General features: G+C 34.6%; 25 protein-coding genes. 3 read left to right on the top strand and 22 right to left on the bottom strand.

The features are described 5' to 3' along the window. Positions 1-37: 37 nt before the first annotated feature. The 9 genes from SCB73_RS21225 to SCB73_RS21185 form a co-directional block, all read right to left on the bottom strand. Positions 38-1,135, bottom strand: coding sequence for an MBL fold metallo-hydrolase (locus SCB73_RS21225; protein ID WP_320568159.1), 1,098 nt, complete (start codon positions 1,133-1,135; stop codon positions 38-40). A gap of 4 nt (positions 1,136-1,139) precedes the next feature. Beyond that, positions 1,140-1,559, bottom strand: coding sequence for a DUF1801 domain-containing protein (locus tag SCB73_RS21220; RefSeq protein ID WP_320568158.1), 420 nt, complete (start codon positions 1,557-1,559; stop codon positions 1,140-1,142). 5 nt (positions 1,560-1,564) lie between these two features. Further along, positions 1,565-2,611 carry a serine hydrolase domain-containing protein gene (locus SCB73_RS21215; protein WP_320568157.1) on the bottom strand — a complete coding sequence of 349 codons (1,047 nt, stop codon included), beginning with the start codon at positions 2,609-2,611 and terminating at the stop codon, positions 1,565-1,567. 87 nt (positions 2,612-2,698) lie between these two features. After that, positions 2,699-3,067: a nuclear transport factor 2 family protein gene (locus tag SCB73_RS21210; protein WP_320568156.1), complete on the bottom strand. Its 369-nt coding sequence runs from the start codon at positions 3,065-3,067 to the stop codon at positions 2,699-2,701. Between the two features lie 72 nt (positions 3,068-3,139). Continuing rightward, positions 3,140-3,355, bottom strand: coding sequence for an ArsR family transcriptional regulator (locus tag SCB73_RS21205; RefSeq protein ID WP_320568155.1), 216 nt, complete (start codon positions 3,353-3,355; stop codon positions 3,140-3,142). Next, positions 3,348-3,779 carry a hypothetical protein gene (locus SCB73_RS21200; RefSeq protein WP_320568154.1) on the bottom strand — a complete coding sequence of 144 codons (432 nt, stop codon included), beginning with the start codon at positions 3,777-3,779 and terminating at the stop codon, positions 3,348-3,350. The genes SCB73_RS21205 and SCB73_RS21200 overlap by 8 nt, the downstream gene beginning before the upstream one ends. 35 nt (positions 3,780-3,814) lie before the next feature. Continuing rightward, on the bottom strand, positions 3,815-4,300 hold the full coding sequence (locus SCB73_RS21195; RefSeq protein ID WP_320568153.1) for an SRPBCC family protein: 486 nt from the start codon (positions 4,298-4,300) through the stop codon (positions 3,815-3,817). Positions 4,301-4,596: 296 nt separating this feature from the next. Continuing rightward, positions 4,597-5,187 (bottom strand): NAD(P)H-dependent oxidoreductase, encoded by a 591-nt coding sequence (locus SCB73_RS21190; protein ID WP_320568152.1) that lies wholly within the window; start codon positions 5,185-5,187, stop codon positions 4,597-4,599. A 12-nt stretch (positions 5,188-5,199) separates the two neighbouring features. Then, positions 5,200-5,694 carry a DinB family protein gene (locus SCB73_RS21185; RefSeq protein ID WP_320568151.1) on the bottom strand — a complete coding sequence of 165 codons (495 nt, stop codon included), beginning with the start codon at positions 5,692-5,694 and terminating at the stop codon, positions 5,200-5,202. A gap of 182 nt (positions 5,695-5,876) precedes the next feature. Between SCB73_RS21185 and SCB73_RS21180 the strand changes: the two genes are divergently transcribed. After that, positions 5,877-8,384, top strand: a complete 2,508-nt coding sequence (locus tag SCB73_RS21180; RefSeq protein WP_320568150.1) for a M14 family zinc carboxypeptidase — start codon at positions 5,877-5,879, stop codon at positions 8,382-8,384. A 59-nt stretch (positions 8,385-8,443) separates the two neighbouring features. On the opposite strand, the gene SCB73_RS21175 is transcribed toward SCB73_RS21180, so the two are convergent. The 12 genes from SCB73_RS21175 to truA form a co-directional block, all read right to left on the bottom strand. Continuing rightward, on the bottom strand, positions 8,444-8,860 hold the full coding sequence (locus tag SCB73_RS21175) for a hypothetical protein (protein ID WP_320568149.1): 417 nt from the start codon (positions 8,858-8,860) through the stop codon (positions 8,444-8,446). Between the two features lie 71 nt (positions 8,861-8,931). Next, positions 8,932-9,522 carry a hypothetical protein gene (locus SCB73_RS21170; protein ID WP_320568148.1) on the bottom strand — a complete coding sequence of 197 codons (591 nt, stop codon included), beginning with the start codon at positions 9,520-9,522 and terminating at the stop codon, positions 8,932-8,934. Positions 9,523-9,555: 33 nt separating this feature from the next. Beyond that, positions 9,556-10,185: a hypothetical protein gene (locus SCB73_RS21165; protein WP_320568147.1), complete on the bottom strand. Its 630-nt coding sequence runs from the start codon at positions 10,183-10,185 to the stop codon at positions 9,556-9,558. 24 nt (positions 10,186-10,209) lie between these two features. Next, positions 10,210-10,641, bottom strand: a complete 432-nt coding sequence (locus SCB73_RS21160) for a GNAT family N-acetyltransferase (protein WP_320568146.1) — start codon at positions 10,639-10,641, stop codon at positions 10,210-10,212. Positions 10,642-10,655: 14 nt separating this feature from the next. Continuing rightward, positions 10,656-11,336 (bottom strand): DUF4919 domain-containing protein, encoded by a 681-nt coding sequence (locus SCB73_RS21155; protein WP_320568145.1) that lies wholly within the window; start codon positions 11,334-11,336, stop codon positions 10,656-10,658. Positions 11,337-11,374: 38 nt separating this feature from the next. Next, on the bottom strand, positions 11,375-11,755 hold the full coding sequence (locus SCB73_RS21150; protein ID WP_320568144.1) for a YdeI/OmpD-associated family protein: 381 nt from the start codon (positions 11,753-11,755) through the stop codon (positions 11,375-11,377). Between the two features lie 112 nt (positions 11,756-11,867). After that, positions 11,868-12,602: a DUF2625 domain-containing protein gene (locus SCB73_RS21145; protein WP_320568143.1), complete on the bottom strand. Its 735-nt coding sequence runs from the start codon at positions 12,600-12,602 to the stop codon at positions 11,868-11,870. Between the two features lie 25 nt (positions 12,603-12,627). Further along, the gene (locus SCB73_RS21140) at positions 12,628-13,017 is read right to left on the bottom strand and encodes a DUF1801 domain-containing protein (RefSeq protein WP_320568142.1); all 390 of its coding nucleotides are present in this window, start codon (positions 13,015-13,017) and stop codon (positions 12,628-12,630) included. Between the two features lie 193 nt (positions 13,018-13,210). Continuing rightward, entirely contained in the window at positions 13,211-14,599 is a 1,389-nt protein-coding gene (lpdA, locus tag SCB73_RS21135) for a dihydrolipoyl dehydrogenase (RefSeq protein WP_091491656.1), read from the bottom strand. A 417-nt stretch (positions 14,600-15,016) separates the two neighbouring features. Further along, complete coding sequence (locus SCB73_RS21130) at positions 15,017-15,601, bottom strand: NUMOD4 domain-containing protein (RefSeq protein ID WP_320568141.1); 585 nt, start codon at positions 15,599-15,601, stop codon at positions 15,017-15,019. 144 nt (positions 15,602-15,745) lie between these two features. Continuing rightward, complete coding sequence (locus SCB73_RS21125; protein ID WP_320568140.1) at positions 15,746-17,500, bottom strand: ABC transporter ATP-binding protein; 1,755 nt, start codon at positions 17,498-17,500, stop codon at positions 15,746-15,748. A gap of 139 nt (positions 17,501-17,639) precedes the next feature. Continuing rightward, the gene (gene truA, locus SCB73_RS21120) at positions 17,640-18,386 is read right to left on the bottom strand and encodes a tRNA pseudouridine(38-40) synthase TruA (protein WP_320568139.1); all 747 of its coding nucleotides are present in this window, start codon (positions 18,384-18,386) and stop codon (positions 17,640-17,642) included. A gap of 478 nt (positions 18,387-18,864) precedes the next feature. Between truA and SCB73_RS21115 the strand changes: the two genes are divergently transcribed. Both SCB73_RS21115 and SCB73_RS21110 read left to right on the top strand, forming a co-directional pair. Beyond that, complete coding sequence (locus tag SCB73_RS21115) at positions 18,865-20,769, top strand: SPFH domain-containing protein (protein ID WP_320568138.1); 1,905 nt, start codon at positions 18,865-18,867, stop codon at positions 20,767-20,769. A gap of 365 nt (positions 20,770-21,134) precedes the next feature. Further along, the gene (locus tag SCB73_RS21110) at positions 21,135-21,629 is read left to right on the top strand and encodes a metallophosphoesterase family protein (RefSeq protein ID WP_320568137.1); all 495 of its coding nucleotides are present in this window, start codon (positions 21,135-21,137) and stop codon (positions 21,627-21,629) included. A 5-nt stretch (positions 21,630-21,634) separates the two neighbouring features. Here the strand turns inward: SCB73_RS21110 and SCB73_RS21105 are convergent, their stop codons facing one another. After that, on the bottom strand, positions 21,635-22,522 hold the full coding sequence (locus tag SCB73_RS21105; protein WP_320568136.1) for a sensor histidine kinase: 888 nt from the start codon (positions 22,520-22,522) through the stop codon (positions 21,635-21,637). Positions 22,523-22,553: the final 31 nt, after the last annotated feature.

Here is a 22,553-nt window from a genome sequence, read left to right as displayed (position 1 = left end):
AGTTTCAGGTTTACAATTAACCATTAACAATTGATAATTAATTAACTCCGTTCCACCATTGTTGAAATTCCTGGTTTTCATTTTTTAATTCGACGATTTCGCCAATTTTAGGTGTAACTAATGGAATTGGGTTTTCAGATAAACTATTCAATTCAGTGACTTTTTTCAAAGGTTCGTCCCATGCGTGAAGCGCCAATGCGAATTTAGATGAATGGACCGGAAAAACTCTTTTGGCTTTCAAATCTTTCATGGCTTTTACTACATCTTCGGGCAAATTATGAATGTACTTCCATGCTGGATTATACTGGCCATTATCAATAAGCACAATGTCAAAAGGACCAAATTTTTCGCCAATTGATGCATAATGCGAATCGTAGCCACTGTCGCCTCCCAAATACATCTTAAAATCTTTGGTTTCTAAAACAAAAGATGTCCAGAGCGTGTTGCAACGTTTAATGCTTCTGCCTGAAAAATGTCTTGATGGCGTTGTATAAAGCGTTAAATTTCGATCGAGTTCTATTTTTTCATTCCAGTCTTTTTCGATAATATTTTCAGATGGAAATTTCCAAAACTCAAAATGCGAGCCCACTCCAAGAGCAGTTATTACCTTTTTGATTTTTGGCTTCAACGCCATAATTGTTGCGTAATCCAAATGATCGTAATGATCGTGCGTCATCAATAAATAATCAATTTCGGGAATATCAGCAGCGGTATAAATATCGGTTCCTTTAAATGCTTTTGTGGTGCCGTAAATAGGCGAGGCGTTGCCGCTGAAAACTGGATCAATTAAAAAACGTTTTCCTTCAAGCTGAATATAATATGATGAATGCCCAAACCAAACTAAAATGTCCTGATCTAACGGAATTTCGTGCAAATTGGTTTTTATTGACGGAATAACATCAGTCGGGGTTTTGCGATCTACTTTCTTAAAGAAAAACTCTTTCAAAACATCAAAATAACCATAACCTTCAGCAAGTTCAGGGGTGAAGCTTTCGTTTTCGAATTTTCCGTTTTTGTATTGAGGCGATTTTTGTATTACGGCCAATCTTTCGCTAGAAGGCCTTTTTCCGAATCTCGGGTGATAAGCAAAATAAATTGCAATGGCTATTAAAAGAAGAAATATAGTAAAAGTCATATTTTTAAGAAGGATATTGTTTAGTTAGATTTTCGACCGAAAGCAAAGTCATTTCTTTTAAAACATCAAGGTCAATATCGGCCAATTTTTTGACATAAATACACCCTTTTGAAGGTTTGAATTTCCCGAATTTTGCAAGCAATTTTTCTCTGTTTTCTGGAGATAAAGAAAAGTAAAGCGAAATTGCCGCTTTTCTTGGAGAAAACGCAGCGAGTGGTGCATCGCCTTCGTGACCGCTGGCGTATTTGTAGTGATAACTTCCAAAACCAATAATGCTTGGGCCCCACATTTTGGCTTCAAAACCAGTTGTTTTCTGCATTATTTTTACTAGTTCAAAGGCATCATTTCTTTTTGTTTCATCTTCAACAGCGTTGATAAAATCAATTACACTGCTTTCGGTTTCAGAGGTTTTATTCTTTGCCATTTTGATTAATTTTTAAGTAATAAATCGCTTTTTAGGAGAATATTTTTGATTTTGAATTCAGATGCGTAAAACAATTCAGAATCTGCATTCATCTGATTTTCTAAAACAACCATACTTACGCCACTTTCTGGGAAATACAAATTTACGGAAGAAAATCCATCACCTAAACCTGTGTGGCCAATATATTTGACTGCTTCTTTTTCAATAATTCGAATGCCATAACCGTAAGGTTCTTTTTCTTTTCCGAAGAAATTGTGCTGTGATAAAATGGTGTTTGCGGTCAGTAGTTTATACGATTCTGGTTTCAGTATTTTTTCTTTATGTAGATTATTGTCCCAAATTGTTAAATCTTCAACAGTTGAAATGATGCCATCTGCACCTAAATTATCATTGTTGATCATGCTTTCCTTAACCGTTGTCAGCATATTTTTATTATTGTAATGTCCAGTAGCTAAATTTTGAATTTTGTCTTTGGAATAACAAAAAGTGTTTTTCATTTTTAATTTCTTAAAAAGCGAATTTGCTACTTCAGAATAACTTTTTTTCGTGCTGAATTCGACAATTTTGCCCAATAAGCTGAAGTTCAAATTTCCGTATTTAAATTGGGTTCCGGGTTTAAATTCTAAAGGTTTCTCCAAATCGACAATTCCGTGCGAATGATTTAAAAGCTGATGAACCGTAACAGAATCTGCCCAAGGCTGAGTTAGTTCTGGCAAATATTTTTTGATTGGTGAATTCAAATCAATTTTGCCTTTTTCAACTTCCAATAAAATCAAGACAGCCGTAATTTGTTTGCTGTTTGACATTATTTCGAATTGAGTATCTAATTTCAAAGGTTTTTGGGTTTCAAAATTTGAAAAGCCTTTTGCCTTAGCATATACTGGTTTTCCGTTTTTTGAAATCAAAATTGTACCATTAAAAACAGGTGTAGTATTTTGAGTTGAACTGTCAATTTTAGCAGTAAAATCATCTTTTTTTTGTGCTGAAGAATGACAGCTTGAAAGGATAAATAACAGAAATATAAGAGAAGAAAATTTGAAGAATGAGTTCATTTATTTTGAGGATGGTTGATTGTTTGTTTTGCCGATTTTAATTCTGATGAATAATTTATAATTAACAATTCACCATTAACAATTAATTTAAAACATTCCGTTTTCGTTAATAGTTTCTGTTGGAATCGGCTGGCCTAAGTCCCAAAGCTCAATTATTTTGTCGTCCTTAAATTTTAATATATGGACTACCGCAAAACCAATATCTTTTGAATTTTGTTTCAAATGAGAATGAACAGCAACAAGATTTCCATCTTCTAAAATATGATGAATTTTAAAAATTTTATTCGGATTTGTCCTTGCAGATTCTTCCATTGCAAGCATTAAAGTATCGGCATCGCCTTTGAAATAAGCGTTGTGATGTTTGAATTTTTTGCCAACATGCAAACGAAATGCTTCATGCGAATGCCCATTTGCGGCAAGTTTTAGGAAGTCTCGAGCAATTTCTTTCTTAGTCATCATCTTCAAATATAAAAGTGAACTAAGATAAGAAATTTGGAGGGACATTTTTTCCCAAATAAGTTGTAAGTTTTATAAATTTTCCAATTTGATTTCTGAAAGATCGATGCCTAATTTCGTGAATTCTTTTTGGCCGATTTCAGTAATATAGAAATGTTTGTCGGACGGATTTTTTTTGGCAATCCATCCTTTTTCAGCAAAAGTTATGGCGAGAAGTTGGCCAAGTTTCCCTCCGATATGTTCATAGCACATTTTAGCGGGAATTTTTTTAGAGGATTCGCTACTCATTTTTTTGAATTTTTCCTTTATGACAAAGTAATTTCAACGCCAGATACGCCATCGGAATGTAAGCGAAAACCAAATCGACAATCGTATACCAAACGGGCGACGGTAGAGAACAAACGCTTACAATACCTCCAAATAAAAAGAATGCGCCAATAAGCAGCGCAAGTTTCTTTTTATGATTAAAAGCCAATAATGCAGTCGTGATTGCTCCAACGAATGTTCCGATAGCATGAGCCAAAAACGGAAAAATATAATGTTTGGCTTCAAACAAATGCATTGTTGATTTTAAGCTTTCCATTGTAGAGTTGTCGGCACCTTCTGGAAGCGGAATAACAGAACCACTTAATAAAATTATACTCATATTGACAATACTTCCAATAACGATTCCGGCAAGGACTGCCAGAGTATTTCTTACAATGGGGTTCATATAATTAGGATTTTTAGAATCACTAATTTATAAAATTATTTTGAAGATAACCTTTTTTCGTTTTCAGTTTGTGGTTTTCCCGTTGCATTTGGTTCGCCTTTTCCGGTTTCAATTAGTTTTTTAAGACTGTTTTGAATGTAATTTGTCCAAGCGCCTCTGCAAATTTCAAAGCATTCGTATTCTGAGGTTAAGCCTAAATGAGTGAATTTTAGTTCAGTTTTTCCATCTTTTTCAGTAATTTCAAAAGTGGGTTTAGTGCCAGTCCATTCTGATTTGTCTTGGGTGAATTTAAAGTAGTTTTCTTCAACAAGCCAAACGACTTTCTGATTCGGAATAACTTCAACCAATTTTACTTTGCAGTGATGAACATCTTCATAATGATAATCAAATTCATCATTCAGCTTGGCTGTATTTCCTTCTATTTCTTCAGACCACCAGCCTCGGACATTTGTAACAGCATTAAAAACTGCCGAAGGTGATTGATCTACTTTTATGGTTGTGGTAAAATCTGTAGTACTCATTTTAAATAATTTAAAGGTTTGTATTACAAATTTACATTCTAAAAATCAATTTGTTAGGGTGCTTAAGAGACAAAAGAAAGGGGAGTTTCAGACAAGTTGTGGTATGTTGGTATGTTTAATATGTTTTTATTTAGACTGGACTGAAGTCCAGCCCTACAACATGAATCGAGCCAAAGGCTCTTTTAGAGTTCCTAAGGAACAAACTATATTGTAGAGCTGGACTTCAGTCCAGTTTAATGGTTTAATGTTTAATGTATGGTTGTGTTTGATAATTTTTTAAAGATTAATTTGTTTCATTAAAATTGTTTTAATTTTGTTACAATTTCCTCTATCTCCCAAAAATGCCCTTCCATTACTTTTTCCAATTCCAATGTTCCGCCCAAAATAAGCATTTCTTTATTTTCAAAACGTTTTCCAAGTCGGTCTTCGAGCATGATTTTTTCCATGCTTTGTGCAATTCCAATTTCATTCAGAAAATCATTTGGATGTCCGGCAGTGCAAATTGTGATTCCATGCGGTATAATTTTCATTTTCGGAAAAGATTCAGTTTGTCCATAGGCATATCCAACCGAATATACGCGATCAAACCAGCCTTTTAGTTTTGCGGGACAATCGCTCCACCAAACCGGATACAGAAAAATAATGCAATCTGCCTTTTCGATTTTTTTGTGTTCAGCTAAAACATCTTCAGAAATAGGAAGATCAAGTTTTGCAAAACCTTCTCTTTCATATTCTTCCGCAGACATATCACTTTGAAAATTCATTTCGTATAAATCAGAAATTTCGAGATTCCAATTTTGTTTTAAAATAACAGATTTCAATCTTTCCAAAACCTGAAAAGTATAAGATTTTTTGCTGGGATGACTGTAAATAATTAGAATATTCATAGCAACGCTAATTTAATAAAGTGTGTCTTTAGCTTCGCGAACCCATTTGGGCGCATCATCAATATTTTGGCGCAATAATAAATTCAGCTGAGCGGTATGATGCTGTACATGACGCATATTGTAAAGCAATATTTCGATGCTATTGTAACACATGGTTTTCGATTCGTTTTCCCAATTGCTTTTATAAATTTCATCGGTCATTTCGGTCAACAGTTGACGCAATTTTTCACGTCCGAATTCCAAATAAATCAGCACTTCTTCTTTAGTATAAATTCGTTCAGGCATTCTGTCTTCAAATTCCGAAAGTGAAAAAGGCTTTGGTGGAGCAAAACCCTTCGGCTCAAGTGTTAAATAGTAATCTAAAAAGAATGCCGTGTGAAAGGCGTTGTAGCCGAATAATAAATCGGAGTTCCACAATGATTGTGGGCATAATTCAACAGCATTTTTGAGCATATCTATGCTTCCTGCAAATTGGCGCCAAAGTATTTCTTTCAGAGCATTGTCCATAGTATATTTTTGTTGGGATAAACGAAATTATAAATTAAAAACAGATCTAAAATAAGGTTGCTAAAAATCCAGTTCTGTATCTAAAATGCAATGTTTTAATTAAAAAAATAATATTTATTACGATTTTTAAATTGTTATAAAGTTAATCCTTATTTTTAACAACCTACAAATTCAATTCAATTATGAAGAAAATATTTTGCGTCGCAGCATTGTTTTTAACCGCGACTTTATCTGTTTTTGCACAATTAAAAGCACCATCGGAATTTATTCCAAACTACGGAAAACAAATAAGTTATTACCATCAGGTTGAGGATTATTTTAAATATCTGACTGAAAATTCGGCTTTAATAAAAAAACAGCAATACGGATTGACGAATGAACAGCGCGATCTGAATTTGTATTTCATTTCCGATGCTGAAAACTTGAAAAATCTGGAGCAAATCCGTTTGAATAATTTGGCTTCAATTGGGCTTTCAGATTCGAAATCGGCTACGGTGCAAGATAAAATTATCGTTTGGTTGAGTTTCAATGTTCACGGAAATGAATTTGCCGGAACCGAAAGTGCTTTGACCGTTGCCTACGAACTTTTGAATCCGATAAATGAAGAAACCAAAAAATGGCTTAAAAATACCATCGTAATTCTGGATCCTTGCATCAATCCTGATGGATATTCTCGTTATGGCAATTGGCTTAGAGAAATTTCAGGAAAGAAAAACCATCCAGGGTTGTATGACCGAGAACACATGGAAGAATGGCCAGGCGGCCGATACAATCATTATCTTTTTGATTTGAATCGCGACTGGGCATGGCAAACGCAAGCCGAATCGCAACAGCGCATAAAAGTGTACAATCAGTGGATGCCTCAAGTGCATACAGATGTGCATGAAATGAGTTATAATTCGCCATACTTTTTCCCGCCAGCTGCAGAACCTTTGCATGAATTTATCGAGCAATATCAAAAGGATTTTCATAACGTTTTAGGAAAAAACATTTCGCAGAAATTCGACAAGCAAAACTGGATGTACAACACTAGAGAACGATTTGATTTGTTTTATCCAAGTTATGGCGATACTTATCCAACTTATAATGGCGCAGTTGGTTTGACATTAGAACAAGGCGGAATAGGAGCAGGGCGCGAAGTGACAATGGAAAATGGCACAAATGTAACCATAAAAGATCGTTTGACGCACCACGCAACTGCTGTGTTGACAGTTGTAGAAAGTGCGGCTTCGCAAAAGGATGTTTTGCTAAAGGGATTTCGAGATTTTCATGCAAATGCACGTAAAAAAGCAAAAGGCGTTTACAATAGTTATGTTTTAAAAAGCAATGCAAAATTGGAACAACTGACTGAAATGCTGAAAAAAAATGACATTGAATTCAGTTATGCCGATGCTTCTGCAAACGCTTCAGGATTTCATTATCAAAACAAAAAAAGTGAAAGTTTCAAGATTGAGCCAAACGATTTAATCATAAAGGCAGATCAGCCGAGATCTGTTTTAACGCAGGTTTTATTTGAACCAAACCAAAAATTAAACGATAGTTTATCGTATGATATCACAGCTTGGGCTTTGCCTCTGGCATACGGAGTTGAGGGTTATGCTGTAAAAAATGCAATTTCTGTAAAAACAAAATCTCAAATCGAGATTGCACAAAAAAATGTCCCAGCAAGTGTTTACGCATTTTATGTGCCTTGGAACAGTAGGACTTCAGCTCAAGTGCTTTCGTTATTGCATCAAGCTAATATAAAAGTACGTTCGGCAATGAAAAAAGCAGTTTTTGGAACTTTGACAATCGAGCCGGGCGGATTGATCATAAGCCGAGCAGATAACCCAAAAATTGCCGATTTTGAAAAAACAGTCAGCGAAATCATTAAGATAAAGTCTGATTATAGTTTTATTACAACTGGATTTTCAACCAATTCAAAAGATATTGGTGGCGAAAATTTCGTTCTTTTAAAAGCGCCAAAAATCTTGATGCTTTCAGGAAAAGGAATAGTTTCAACTGAATTTGGCGCCAATTGGCATTATCTGGATGAGGTTGTAAAATATCCAGTAAGTATTGTCGAAACTTCAAATTTCAACCGAGTAAAATTGTACAATTACAATACGTTGATACTTTCTGACGGTTCTTATGATTTCTCAGAAGATCAGAAAAAACAAATCGATGAATGGATTAAAAATGGCGGAAAAGTAATTGCCATGAGCAGTGCAATTTCATTGTTTCAAGATCGAGAAGGTTATGCTTTAAGCATGTTTGCGAGCAAAGAAGACAAAGAAAAATCGGAAAAAGAAGAAAAGGAAGTCGAGCTTAAAAAACGCTTTTTAGACTTCGAAGGATCAGAACGAAGAGAAATTTCAGGAACAATTCCGGGCGCGATTATCGAGAATAAACTGGACAAAACCTACCCAATGGCATTTGGTTTAGGAAATACGTATTACAGTTTGAAAACCAATGAAAGATCATTTTCGCTTTTAAAAAATGCAATCAATGTAGCTTACATTCCTAAAAACTTTTTGAGTTATGGTTTTGTTGGAAACGACATCAAGAAAAAACTCCCTGAAACCGTAACGTTTGCAGTCGATAAAAGAGGCGACGGAAGTGTGATTTATATGATGGACAATCCTCTTTTCAGAGGTTTTTGGGAAAACGGAATCCTTTTATTCAGTAATTCATTGTTTTTAGTCAATTAATAAAAAATGCTCTTCAGGAATTATTCAGAAGAGCATTTTTTTTATTGAGAAGTATCGATTTATTGTTTAACAAAATACAAATCAGAACCATCTACATACGATTTTCCTAAAATCATTTCTCCTTTATTAGAAACTTCATAAGTCCATTTTGAGCCATCGATAATGACTAGCTGAACTTTCGATTCGCCAACAGAAGGGCCTCCAGATAAATAGTCAAGTTTGTATTCGTATTGGTGCTGTTCTGTTTTACCATCCATACTAATAATTAAGTTAGATGTGGAATCAAATGTATAAACAATATTTTTATTTGAATAATCAGTGATATTTTCCTTGTTTGGCTCATCAGGAGTGGCAAAAGCATAATTTCGTGTTTTTACTAATTTCCAGCTCCCAATTACTGGATTAGTTTCGTCATCATCATTTGAACAGCTTGTAAAAGCCAAAAGAATCAAAAGAAGCGTAAGAATTTTTTTCATTGGTTTAAATGGTAGCTTATTTAAAAATAATGTTTTTGCAAAAATGTTGCTTGACAGTGTTTTTGGTTTTTTTATTTTTGTCCTTTCAACAGCAATTTCCTTCCTTCTAAAATCATTCTGCAACCATAAGAAATGGTTGCAACTGCACAGCCCAAACTAACAATTACATTGGCGATATTCACAGTGGTGATTTTTTGAGTGATCAAATAAATACCAATAAAAGCAAACAAACAAGTCCATGTTCCCATATAAAGATCGAAAGTTCTTTTGAATATTTTGCCCAATGGAAAAAAGTGCAATCCAACAATCAAAACAAAAAAGCAGATGAATAATTCATCGTGATTGATGTTCATCAAAATGTTTTTTGCTACCAAGATTCCTAAACCTTCAAGACCAAAAATGATTAAAAACCATTTTTCATTTTTCTTTTCTTCTTCCGTTTTTTCGATTGTGCTTTCAGGAAGATTTTTTTGTGCTTTTGAAAACTTTAGATAAAAGAATAAAAAACTCATGATGATTAATCCTAGAAAAACACCAATTAATCTTAAATCTTTATTTTCTAAATAATATTCGGCAATAAAAGCCCAAATTGAGGTGTTTATAATCATGAAAAACAAACCTCCAATGGGTTTGTCGATATCTTTTTTGGTTAAGGCGCTCATTTTTAATTTAGTATTTTTTGCGATTTTAAAGTTTTAACTCAAGACAACTGCAGGAGTTGGATCATTTTCCTTGATTCTTAATCTGCATTTTTTTTCGATGTCATAAACATTGTCAATTCCGGTTAAATAAACAATATCCGGAACAAATTTATCAGGTTGGTTTTTTCTGCTTTCCATTTTTCCATTTCGCAATTCAAATTCAATTTCGCCAAAGTTGTTTTTAGCCTTAATTTTTATGCTTCCTGTAAATTGTTCCCAATCTGTGCTGGTAGTTTTTCCGTTTTGAAATTGAATTAGTCGGGTTTGAGTGCCAACAAAATAGCCACCTTTTTCAAACAGAGAATAAAGTGATTTGAATGTCACAAATAGCCCGGCAAGAGTCAATAAACTTATAATGCCTCCTGGAACTATTAATTCGCTCAAATCACCCCAATTTATCCTTTCTAATACATCTTTAGATTCAAAATGACCTTCTTCATTTTTGAATATAGGTCCAAAAAATGCATATATAAACAGGCTCATAAAAGCACACATGAGAATTCCAATAAGCAATCCGCCCAATGATTTGCTGAGTGGATATTTTCGTTCTGCTTTTAATGCAAAATCTATTTTTTCATTTTCAATTTGTTTTTTTAGGTCAATCGGTAATTCGGTTAAATTCATTTTTGGTAGGTTGTGGTTCCGGTTTTAATTTATGTTTTCGTTCAATTCAAATAAAATATAGGTTCCATGTTCTGACATTCCTTTTTCTTTTTCAACAAAACCTTTTTGTTTGTAAAAATCAACTGCTTTGCTATTTTTTTGGAGGCATTTTAATGTCAGTGGAAACGTGGTTTTTTTAACGGTTGCTTTAAGCAATTCAGTTCCAATATTTTTGCCTTGATGTTCTTGGGCGATATACAAATGATGAATAAAATTATTGGGCATCCATATTGAAATAAATCCAACCGGAATATCATCAATAAGTGCCGTTAAAATCAGTTCGCCTTGCGTCAATTTTTCGAAATCATCCAATTGGAATTCAGATGGATCCAGCCAAGAAAAAGTGTTTTTTCGTTCCTCTAAAAATAATTTTTTTAAAGGTTCGTAATCCTTTTTTCTGATTTCAGTTATCGTCATTCAATTTGTAGGTTTTATTTCAATGATTTGGCTTCATTTTCGAGCATTTTTTCAATATTGAAATATATGCCGTCAACCTTGTATTTTCCTTTTTCGAAACTAAGATAGTCGCAGTTTCCAACTAATGATTGCCCTTTCGATTCGAGTTCAAAAAGATGCAGCATTACATATTCGTGATCAACCAATAAAACATGAAATCCTGTTTCGCATTTTTTGCCATCTCCAGAAGATAGAATGGCGTTCATGATGTTGTGAAATTTGTATGAAGTTATTTTGGCCGATTCATCATCGCCCTTTAAATGATAAATATAGGCCAGATAATTTAGTTGTTGAAGATCAAAAGGAAAATCAGCCAGCGTGTGATTGGCTAGTTTGATGATTTCGTCATAATCTGCAGTTTCTAACTTCTCTTTATTGTAATATTCACGAAGCTTTTTTTCGTCTGGAGATCTCCAGAAAGCATTATATTTTGGCTGGAAAACATAACCAAAATACAAATGCCTAAATTCTTCCTGCGTCATAAGCGTATCATTTTTAGTCAATCGCTCCATTAATTTTGGATAATAAAATGCCGATTTTTTATCCTGAATTTCTTTTTCGATTTGTTTGTAGTCTGGGGCTTTAAACTCAAGTTCTTGAGCAAAAGCACTGACTCCTAAGCTGAAAAGCAAGAGTAAGAGAATTTGTTTTAGCATGGTTAGAAAGTTTTTGGTTATAGTAATAATAGTTATTTTTATTTGGCATCAATAATCCATTTTCCTTGTTCTTTTGCAATATCAATTAATTTTTGACCGTGTTCTGTCATTAAATTTTGTGCAATAAGTCTTTCTGCTCTTTCAATATTTGGCTTGCTCCATTTGCTCGTTTTCGGATTACGATGAGAAAAAGTCAGATAATAACTTTCGGCATCGCGTTTTTTGCAAAGGCTGTCAATCCATCCAAAACAAAGTGCTTCTTCTGTAGCTTCTATTAAATTGATGCTTGGCATTTTGCTTTTTTTGTGATACAAAATAAGCCATACTGATTTTTCGATTTGGCTGTTTGCATCAAGCCAATTGCGCCAATCTTGTCTGGTTGGCGCATAAACGGCTAATTTTCCATCTTTAGTTTCCATAATTTTCAATTTACTTTATAAAGATAAAATCACCTTATGACAACCGTGTGTCAGTAGTAAAAATAAGATTAAAAAACTGAAAACTAAAGTGTTATTTTTTTAAAATGCTTTTTTATAATCCCATTTGTTTTCGCAAGTCAATATTCAAGCTGTATTGTTCTTCAATAGGAATTATTTTTCTGGTGACTTTGTTGATGTCGCTTCCTTCTTGTGTCCATAAAAACGGATAAAAATTAAAAACCTGATCGCCTTTTAAACCGGCAACTTCATCCTTCCATTTGTCCCATCTGCTTCCTTCGTAATAATTTTCTAAATCGTTGTTGAAGCAGAAATCTAAAAATTGAGGATAATTAATACCGAGAGGTTCATATTCTAAATTGTCTGGAGAGAAATAATATACTTTGCCAACATCAGTTCCAAGTGCGCCCCCGTTTAAAATGTAAAACCCACCCAAAGCATCGTCTGCAATTAATAAATAACCAGGAACTTCGCCAAATTCCTTAAAAGTTTTTCCTTTATTCCAATCAGGAAGACTACGATTAAGTTTTGCACTTCCAGAACCTAGAATTCTGATCCAGCCATTATCGACTAAAATACCGCCGGTTTTGTAAATAACAGCACCCATTGTTGTCTTGGTGTTTATTTGAGTATGATACAAAGCATCATTTGCTTTTTGCGAATCAACAGGAAGAATTTCTATTTTGTTTTTTGCAGTTCCTGCCATTTCTTTGACCGATTTCCAGCCCGAATCGTTTTTGTCGATGAGTTCGTTTATTGAAAGCATTTTTGTTTGTGAAAAGCTTGTAGAAGTAATAATAATAGAGGCGATTAGGGGTAAAAATTTCATTTTGATTTGTAGTTGTTTTGGGTTGTTATTTGAGTCGTAGCAAGACTCCTTTTCGTTTGACAATATTTTTATAATCCCACTGAATTTCGATGCTTTTTTCGAGCCATCGTTTCAGGTCTTGTTTGGTTATTTGGTCGGCGCTTGTATAGCGCATTTCGGCTGCTTTAAATGAACCTTCGTTTTGTAATTTTTCTTCTTCAAAAGTCTGTCCGCTCCAGAAAAGCAATCTTACCGAATCTTTCAGCTTGCTGTAGCCCACAATCGGATTTCCGTCTAAAAACCAAACCGGATGTGCATGCCAGATTTTGTTTTCTGCTTCAGGCAGGTTCTCATCAATTATCAACGCCAATTGGTCGCAAATTTCTTTGTCTGAACTGCTTTGTGAATTGTTATAATCTTGAATGGCTGTATTCATAACGTAGATTTTATTAAACACCATTTTTCTGAATGCTAAAGCTGAAGTTAGGATTTAAAAAAATGCATCTCAGCATTTGCTAAATTAAGCTTTTTAAAGCAAAAAAATCCGATCTGTTTGCACAAATCGGATTTTATAAATTGAAAATTATATATAACTCCGTAAAGGTATTTGAGCCTTTACATTGTATATTTTACAAGTGAATTACTTCGCCGTAAGCATCAGCAACAGCTTCCATAACAGCCTCGCTCATTGTCGGGTGAGGGTGGATAGATTTAAGGATTTCGTGACCAGTAGTTTCTAGTTTACGAGCTACAACTGCCTCAGCAATCATATCTGTAACACCAGCACCAATCATGTGGCATCCTAACCATTCTCCATATTTCGCATCAAAAATTACTTTTACGAATCCGTCAGCATTTCCAGCAGCTTTAGCTTTTCCAGAAGCTGAGAATGGGAATTTACCAATTTTTAATTCGTAACCTTTTTCTTTTGCTTGTTTTTCTGTTAAACCAACAGAAGCGATTTCTGGAGTTGCATAAGTACAACCAGGAACGTTTCCGTAATCGATTGGATCTACGTGAAGACCTTTGATTTTCTCAACACAGTTGATTCCTTCAGCTGAAGCTACGTGAGCTAAAGCTTGACCTGGAGTAACGTCTCCAATTGCGTAATAACCAGGAATGTTAGTTGCGTTGTAAGCGTTAACTAAGATTTTGTCTCTGTCAACAGCGATACCAACTTCTTCTAATCCAATGTTTTCAATGTTTGTTTTGATTCCAACTGCAGAAAGCACGATGTCAGCTTCTAAAACTTCTTCTCCTTTTGCAGTTTTAACAAAAGCTTTAACTCCAGCTCCTGTAGTGTCAATACGCTCAACAGAAGAGTTAGTCATTACTTTAATTCCTGATTTTTTCAAAGAGCGCTCAAATTGTTTTGAGATATCTTCGTCTTCTACAGGAACTACGTTTGGCATAAATTCTACGATAGTAACATCTGTTCCCATTGAGTTGTAGAAGTGAGCGAACTCCACTCCAATTGCTCCAGAACCAACAATAATCATAGATTTTGGCTGAGTTGGCAAAGTCATTGCCTGACGGTAACCAATTACTTTTACACCATCTTGAGGTAAGTTTGGCAACTCGCGAGAACGAGCACCAGTTGCGATGATGATGTGGTCAGCGCTATATTCGGTAACTTTATTGTCTTTATCAGTAACGTCAAGTTTTTTTCCTGGTTTTAATTTTCCAAAACCTTCGATAACGTCAATTTTGTTTTTTTTCATCAAGAACTGAACACCTTTGCTCATTCCTTCAGCAACACCACGGCTGCGTTGAATAACTGCAGGGAAATCCTTGTCGAATTCAGAAACTTTTAATCCGTAATCAGAAGCGTGTTTAAGGTAATCAAAAACCTGAGCCGATTTCAATAATGCTTTTGTTGGGATACAACCCCAGTTCAAACATACACCTCCTAGGTTTTCTTTTTCAACTACAGCAGTTTTAAAGCCTAATTGAGAAGCTCTAATTGCTGTTACATAGCCACCAGGACCACTTCCTAAAACAATAACGTCGTATTTCATTTTTTTGGTTTTTAGTATTTATTACCGAAAATGAGGGTTATATTTCCGAAACTCATTTTTCGATTTTCTTTTTTTGTTATTTGTGATTGCGAATTTAAGGATTTATTTTAAATCAACGCCCCAAAATTTATTTTTAGCGCATGACATTTTAGTCTTTTCACAGAAACCAAGGTAATTGTGAATTGTAAATTGTGAATTATGAATTGATTTTGTGATTTAGGTGAGAAGTGATTAGTTATTAGTGACAAGCCACCTAGAAAATTAGTTAAAAAAATTAGCCACAGATTATAAAGATTAACACAGATTTTTATAATCCTTTAAATCCAAATAATCTGTGGCTAAATATAAGTTAAGCGTTATAGGTTAAAGGTTAAGTGTATTTAACTATAAACCAAAAACTATAAACTATAAACATTATTAAACCTTAACGTGTCCCCAGTTTTCACCACTTGCAATTCTGCGGATCTGCATTTCGCTTACGCCAAATTGTTTTGCGATCATTTTCAAGCGTGTTTTTTGTTCGGGTCTAGCCAATATTTTCTTGATCAGCATCACTTTTGTAGTGGTCAGTTTTCTTCCGTCTGCTTTTAGGTTGTGTTCAATCAGATTCTTTTTCGCCTGAATTACACGCGGACTTTTACGGCTGTGCGCCATCATTTCCTGTTTTGTAGCCCAACGCAAATTACTTACGTCATCATTGCTTCGGTTGTAATCCAAATGAAGAACATAAGTTTGATCTTCTGATTGTTTCGGGATAAAATATTGCGCAACTAATTTGTAGAGAAAAAGATATTTGTTGACAATTTTGTCATCTTTTTTAACTTTGAATCTAAAGGTTGGATAACCATCGCTTAAACCGCCTTTGAGGATTCTGCCGTTTGCAATTTCGTCAGTAAAACTGATTAATCGGCCTCGGTTTGAAATGGCATATTTAAGTTGCAATGAGGCGTTTATTTCTATTTCTTTGAATTGTTCTTCTGGATAAAATCTGTTTTGTGGCATTTTCTTTTACATTTGATTTCTACAATCTCAAAGGTAAATAATAAACCAAAAACGAAGTGTTAAAGCCTTAGCCGTCAGATGCAGTTTTATGATTTCTATAACGCTGATTTAACGTTTAGAAATGTTTTTTTAGCATTTTGAGCCTCAATTCGCTACCGAAAATTGCGAATCATACAAGTTTTTGTAATAACCATCGGTTTTGTTAAGCAATTCTTGGTGTGTTCCTTGCTCTACAATAAGACCTTTATCCATAACTACAATTTTGTCTGCATTTACAATTGTTGCTAATCGGTGTGCGATGATAATTGAAGTTCTTCCTTTGGTAATCGTTTCGGTTGCACGCTGAATCAATTCTTCAGAATAAGTATCGATAGATGATGTTGCTTCATCCAAAATCAAAATACTTGGATTGCTCACGTATGAACGCAAAAAGGCGATTAATTGACGCTGGCCAGATGACAGCATAACACCGCGTTCTTTTACATCAAAATCATAATTGTCTGGCAAACTCATGATGAAATCGTGTACGCCAATTTTCTTTGACGCTTCAAGCACTTTTTCGCGCGTTATTTCTGGATTATGCAAAGTGATGTTGTTGTAAATCGTGTCGGCAAACAAAAATACATCTTGCAAAACCACGGCAATTTGTTTTCTTAAAGATGCCAATGTATAGTTTTCAATATTATGTCCGTCGATATAAATAGTACCGCTATTAATTTCGTAAAAACGATTCAGTAAATTAATAATAGTCGATTTTCCTGCTCCTGTCGAACCAACAATTGCAATTGTCTGTCCCGAATCAACAGATAAATCGATTCCTTTAATAACTTCTTCTTCTGGAATATAACTAAAACGAACCTCTTTGAATTCGATACTGCCGCTAAAAACCGGAGCTTCAATTGTACCCGTATCCTGAATATGATCTTGAGTGTCAATAATATCAAAAACACGATTGGCCGCAATCATTCCTAGTTGCATTTCATTGAATTTATCAGCTATCTGGCGTAACGGATTAAAGAGCATACCAATAAACATCGTATAAGAAAATAAATCTCCAAACGTAGTAAAATGATCACCATTCAAAATTTTAAATCCACCAAAAACGACCACGAGACCTAAAGTTATTGACGAAATAATATCGGCAATTGGGAAAAATATCGAGTTGTATAAAATGGTTTTGATCCAAGCAACTCTATGTTTGTCGTTGATTTCTCTGAATTTTTCAGCCTCAATTTTTTCTCGGTTAAAAAGCTGTACAATCTTCATTCCTGTCACACGTTCCTGAACAAAAGAGTTCATGTTGGCAATCTGAGTACGAACTTCTTCAAAGGCAACCTGCATTTTACGCTGAAAAATTCGGGTAACATAAACCAGAATTGGCATTGCTACAACCACAATCCAAGTTAATTTCCAGTTCATGTAAAACATGAAAAGCAAAACCACCAGCATTTTCATCAAATCACTGATAATCATAAAAAGACCTTGGCTGAAAATACGAGCAATCGATTCAATATCTGAAACCGATCGGGTAACCAATTGCCCAACCGGAACCAAATCAAAATATTTCATTCTGAAACTCAAAATATGCTTGAAAAGTTTGGTGCGAATGTCTTTTACAATATCCTGCCCAAGCCAATTGGCCCAATACACAAAATAGAATTGTGAAAAAACTTCCATCAAAAGCACAAGCCCCATCAAGATAATATACATCAACAAGCCATATTTGTCGTGGGTTTTGATATAACCATCAACAGTCTGTTTTAGCAAATAGGGACGAAGCGCTGCAAAAATCGACAGCGAAATAGCAAAAACAATCACGCCATAATAACGCCATTTGTAAGGTTTGGTATATTTTAAAATTCGTTTGAATAAGCCGGTATCAAATGCTTTTGCTTTCATTTATTATAAGGAGCTATTTCCTGCTTTACGTTACAAGTTTTTCTCAAAAATATGTTTTTGTAATGTTTTTTATAAGAGCTTCCGTTGGTCGCTTTATAAAAAACACAAAAACAATATTTTTTCAAAAAAGCTTTTCACTTCAATCAGGGCTATTTATGTAATCGTAATTAATTTTGGTCAAATATAAACCGTGAGCCGGAACTGAAAATCCTGCTTTTTCTCTGCTCTTGCTGGCAATAATGTTCTCAAAATCAGTCAACGTAATTTTATGAAGACCAATGTTGATTAATGTGCCCACAATTGCCCGAACCATATTTCGTAAAAATCGGTTGGCCGAAATTGTGAAAATCAGTTTATTATTTTCATTTTTCCAATAGGCCTCAAAAACCGTGCAATCAAAAGTGTTTACATCTGTATTGACTTTTGAGAAGCATTGAAAATCGGTATGTTTCAGTAAAATTTGCGCCGCTTCATTCATCAAAGCTACATCTAATTTTTGACTTACATACCAGCTGAGTTCCTGCAAAAACGGATTTTTAACAGTATTGATGTGGTATTCATAAGTGCGCTTTGTTGCGTCAAATCTGCAATGCGCGTCATCATGAACCAATATAATGTCAAAAACAGCAATATCTTTTGGCAAAAATGAATTTAGTTTATGCACTAAAACAGGAACATCTAACAAATTTTCAACATCAAAATGGCCGTACATTTCTGTAGCATGAACTCCTGTGTCCGTGCGTCCGGCGCCCATAACATTTATAGGTGTATTTAATAAAACCGAAAGCGCTTTGTTTAAAGTTTCCTGAACAGAAGGTGCGTTTGGCTGAAATTGCCAGCCATTATAAGGTGTTCCGTTGTATGCAAATTGAATAAAATATCTCACTGTAGAGGTTCAAAGGTTCAGAGTGGCAAAGGTACAAAAAAAAGTGGCTAAGGTTCTAAGATGCTATCCCGATACTTCGGGACTAAGTTTTTTTCTTTTTAGGGACAAAGGGGCAAAGATCCAGAGGTACAAAGGTTTTTTATGGTTTTATTGTAGAGACGCACTGCAGTGCGTCTAACATCAGATTCTGAAAATTTTGATTAATTGTAAAAATGCATTTTTTCAAAATCAAAAAAACAAAACTTGAGTACTTTAGCTTCTAAGAACCTCAGAACCTTTGTTAAAATCGCTCAAAAACCAAAATGCGAATCATAGTTTGTCCAGCTAAAAATCGTGTCAAAAATTGACAATTCCAACGATATAATTTAAGCTAAATTTTAACATTTTTGGGCAGAAATTTCTAAATGTTAATTTTTAAAATTTTTCATTTTAACAGATCATATTTCTCCTATGTTTGTACAACTAAATATCAAAAACTATGAATGAAATTACTTCTTATTGGTGGATAATTTTAATTTTATTTGCCTTTCTTTTTTACAAATTTATTTTGCGTGTTTTCTTCGGAATGGTGATTGTTCCTGAGGATAAAATTGGTTTGGTGACCAAAAAATTCGTTTTGTTTGGTGCCGACAAATCTTTGCCAGATGGCCGTATTATTGCTACAAAAGGTGAGGCTGGTTATCAGGCACAAACACTTGCTCCAGGTTTATATTGGGGAATGTGGATCTGGCAATATTCAATAGATATGACTGGATTTACGATTATTCCAGAAGGAAAAATTGGATTGGTTTTAAGTAAAGATGGAAAAGAAATTCCGACCGGAAGAATCTTGGCCAGAAGGGTAGAAAGCGACAATTTTCAGGACGCTACAGCTTTCTTGAACAACGGTGGACAAAAAGGTCGTCAAACCGCTTTTATTACAACGGGATCGTATCGTATCAATACGTTTTTATTTGAGATTGTAATTGCTGAGCAAATCAAGATTTTCGAAAATATGATTGGTATTGTTACAGCGCTTGATGGAGAGCCAATTCCGCAAGGACAAATTGCGGGTAAGTTTGTAAACGATCATAACAACTTCCAGGATTTTGACAAGTTTTTGGAACAAGGCGGAAATCGTGGTTTGCAGCCTCAAGTGATGCTGGCGGGTTCTTATTATATTAATACATGGGGTGTTCAAATTGAGCAAAATCCAATGACTGATGTGCCTATTGGTTATGTTGGTGTTGTGATTTCGTATATTGGAGAAGATGGCCAAGATGTTACTGGAGATACTTTCAAACATGGAAACATAGTTTCAAAAGGACAAAGAGGAGTTTGGATGGAACCTTTCGGACCAGGAAAATATGCTTTGAACAAATACACAACTAAATTAGAAGCGGTCCCAACGACAAACTTGGTTTTAAACTGGGCAAATGCGCGAAGCGAATCACACGATTTAGATAAAAATCTTTCTACAATCACGGTTCGTTCAAAAGACGGTTTCCCATTTAATTTAGATGTGGCGCAAATTATTCACGTTCCAGCAGCGGAAGCGCCAAAAGTTATTGCGCGTTTTGGAAGCATGAACAACTTGGTTTCGCAGGTTTTGGAGCCAACAATTGGTAACTATTTTAGAAACTCGGCGCAAGACAGTGATGTTATTTCGTTCTTGACAACCAGAAAAGAACGTCAAGAATCGGCTAAAAATCACATTAAGTTAGTTCTTGATGAATATAACGTAAATGCGGTTGATACTTTGATTGGAGATATTGTGCCTCCAGATTCTTTGATGAAAACTTTAACGGACAGAAAATTGGCCGAGGAAGAGCAAAAAACATATCAAACGCAAAGAATGGCGCAGGAACAGCGTCAGGGTATGGAAAAAGAAACTGCTATTGCCGACATGCAAAAAGAAATTGTTCGTGCTTCACAAAGTGTTGAAATTGCGCAAAGAACGGCTGATGCAACGGTAAAAAAAGCAGAAGGAGACGCGACCAGTTTAAAACTGAATGTAAATGCCGAAGCTGAAGCTACAAAAATGCGTGCTAGTGCAGAAGCCGAAGCAACAAAAGCAAGAGCAGGAGCACAGGCAGAAGCAACAAGATTAAATGCTAGCGCTGAAGCGGAAAAAATCTCGAAAACCGGTTTGGCCGAAGCTGAGAAAATTATGGCAATTGGTAAATCAACTGCAGAGGCTTACCAACTTCAAGTTAGTGCGATGGGTGGAGACAACTTTACTCGTTACAAAGTAACTGAAGAAATTGGTAAAGGAAACATCAAAGTAATTCCAGATGTTTTAATTTCAGGGAATTCGGGTTCTGATGGATCTATAAGCGGATTGTTGGGAATGAAACTTATGGAAATGATGGATACAAAAGAGTCTAAAAACGCTAAGAAATAGTTGTAATATTCAGGTTTCCTAACAGGTCTTCAAGACCTGTTAGGTATTAAAATCTAGGAAATTAATAATAAAAAAATACCTAACAGGTTTTAAAAGCCTGTCAGGATATAAATCCGATTTGTGAAAGCAAATCGGATTTTTTATTTTCCCAAATCAGATTTGAGACACACTGTAATGTGCCTCTACAATGAATCTGTATTAAATGCATTTGAGGAAAAACTTAGGATCTTAAGGAGACGCACTGCAGTGCGTCTCTACAATAAATATGTATAAAAAAACCTTTGTCACTTTGTACCTTTGATTCTTTGTCTCTTTAAAAAAATCCTTAGTATCTTAGCAACTTAGAATCTCACCCTCTTAAAAAAATGACCAAAATCCTTCTCCTTTCAGACACTCACAGCCATATTGACGATACAATTTTAAAATATGTGGCACAAGCCGATGAAGTTTGGCACGCTGGAGATATTGGAGATTTGAATGTAACAGATACCATCAAAAAGCTAAAACCCTTGCGAGCGGTTTACGGAAATATTGACGATGCAAAAGCAAGATTAGAGTTTCCGTTAAACAACAGATTTATGTGCGAGAATGTGTCAGTCTGGATTACGCATATTGGAGGCTATCCCGGAAAATACAATCCGAATATTAGGGAAGAAATGGCTTTGAATCCGCCTAAATTATTTATTTGTGGGCATTCACATATTTTAAAAGTCATGTTTGACAAAAAGAATAATTTATTGCACATGAATCCTGGTGCGGCAGGGAAAAGCGGTTTTCATCAAATGCGAACAATGCTTCGATTTGTGATTGATGATGATAAAATAAAAGATTTAGAGATTATTGAAATTGGCAAAAAATAATGTTTCTAATGCGGCAACGGAATTTTTATTTTAATTGTGGTGCCTTGATTTGCTTTTGAAATAACTTCAAAATTTCCTTTGAATTTTTTGACTCGAGCTCTTATTCGATTTAGTCCAAAGCCTTCAGTTCCGTTTGTTTTTTTTGCATTAAAACCTATTCCGTCGTCTTTTATTTTGAGGGTGAAATTATTTTGATTTTCATTTAAAAATATTTCGGCTTTGGTGGCATTGCTGTGCTTTATAATGTTGCTGAAGAGTTCTGAAACTATGAAATAAATTTTCATTTCAAATTTTTCCGGGTATCTTTTGCTGGTTGGAATCTTGCTTGAAAAGATAAAATCAATTGTACTGTTTGAGTTTCTTTCGCATAAATCTTCCAGCGCATAAATTAAGCCAAAACGGACTAAAAGACTAGGGACAAGATCATGTGATATGTCGCGCAAAAGATCATGAGCTTCGGTCAAAATTGCTTTTGCTTTCTTGATTTCTTCAGGTTGAATTTTATTTTGTGAAGTAAACGTGTTCAAGTGCAATCCGGCAGAGGACAATAAGGAATTAATATTATCATGCAGGAATGAAGCAATTTTTTTACGTTCAATTTCTTGGCTGTCAATACTTGAATTGATAACATTAAGCAGAATTTTCTGCTTGATATCTTTTCGTCTTATTTTTTGCTTCAATTTATTGTTCTGATAAAAAAAGTAAAACAGAAAAAATAAGATGATAATTAGAACAATAGTCAAGCTTACTACTTTTTTGTTTTTTAATTGTTCAATTTCTTGTAATTCGGCAGTATCTGTGTTTGAAGGCTGTAATTGCGGAATGCTTTCTTTTGGAAATTCACTTTGTTGGCAATAAAGATTTCCATTAAAAACATTAATAAAAAAAAGCAAGATTACGATTTTTAAAAGACGCATAGTAAAA

Origin of the sequence: Flavobacterium sp. KACC 22761, from assembly GCF_034058155.1 — a bacterium.
GTDB lineage: Bacteria > Bacteroidota > Bacteroidia > Flavobacteriales > Flavobacteriaceae > Flavobacterium.
The sequence above is the reverse complement of the archived record's forward strand: the minus strand, read 5'-3'. Positions and strand labels throughout refer to the sequence as shown.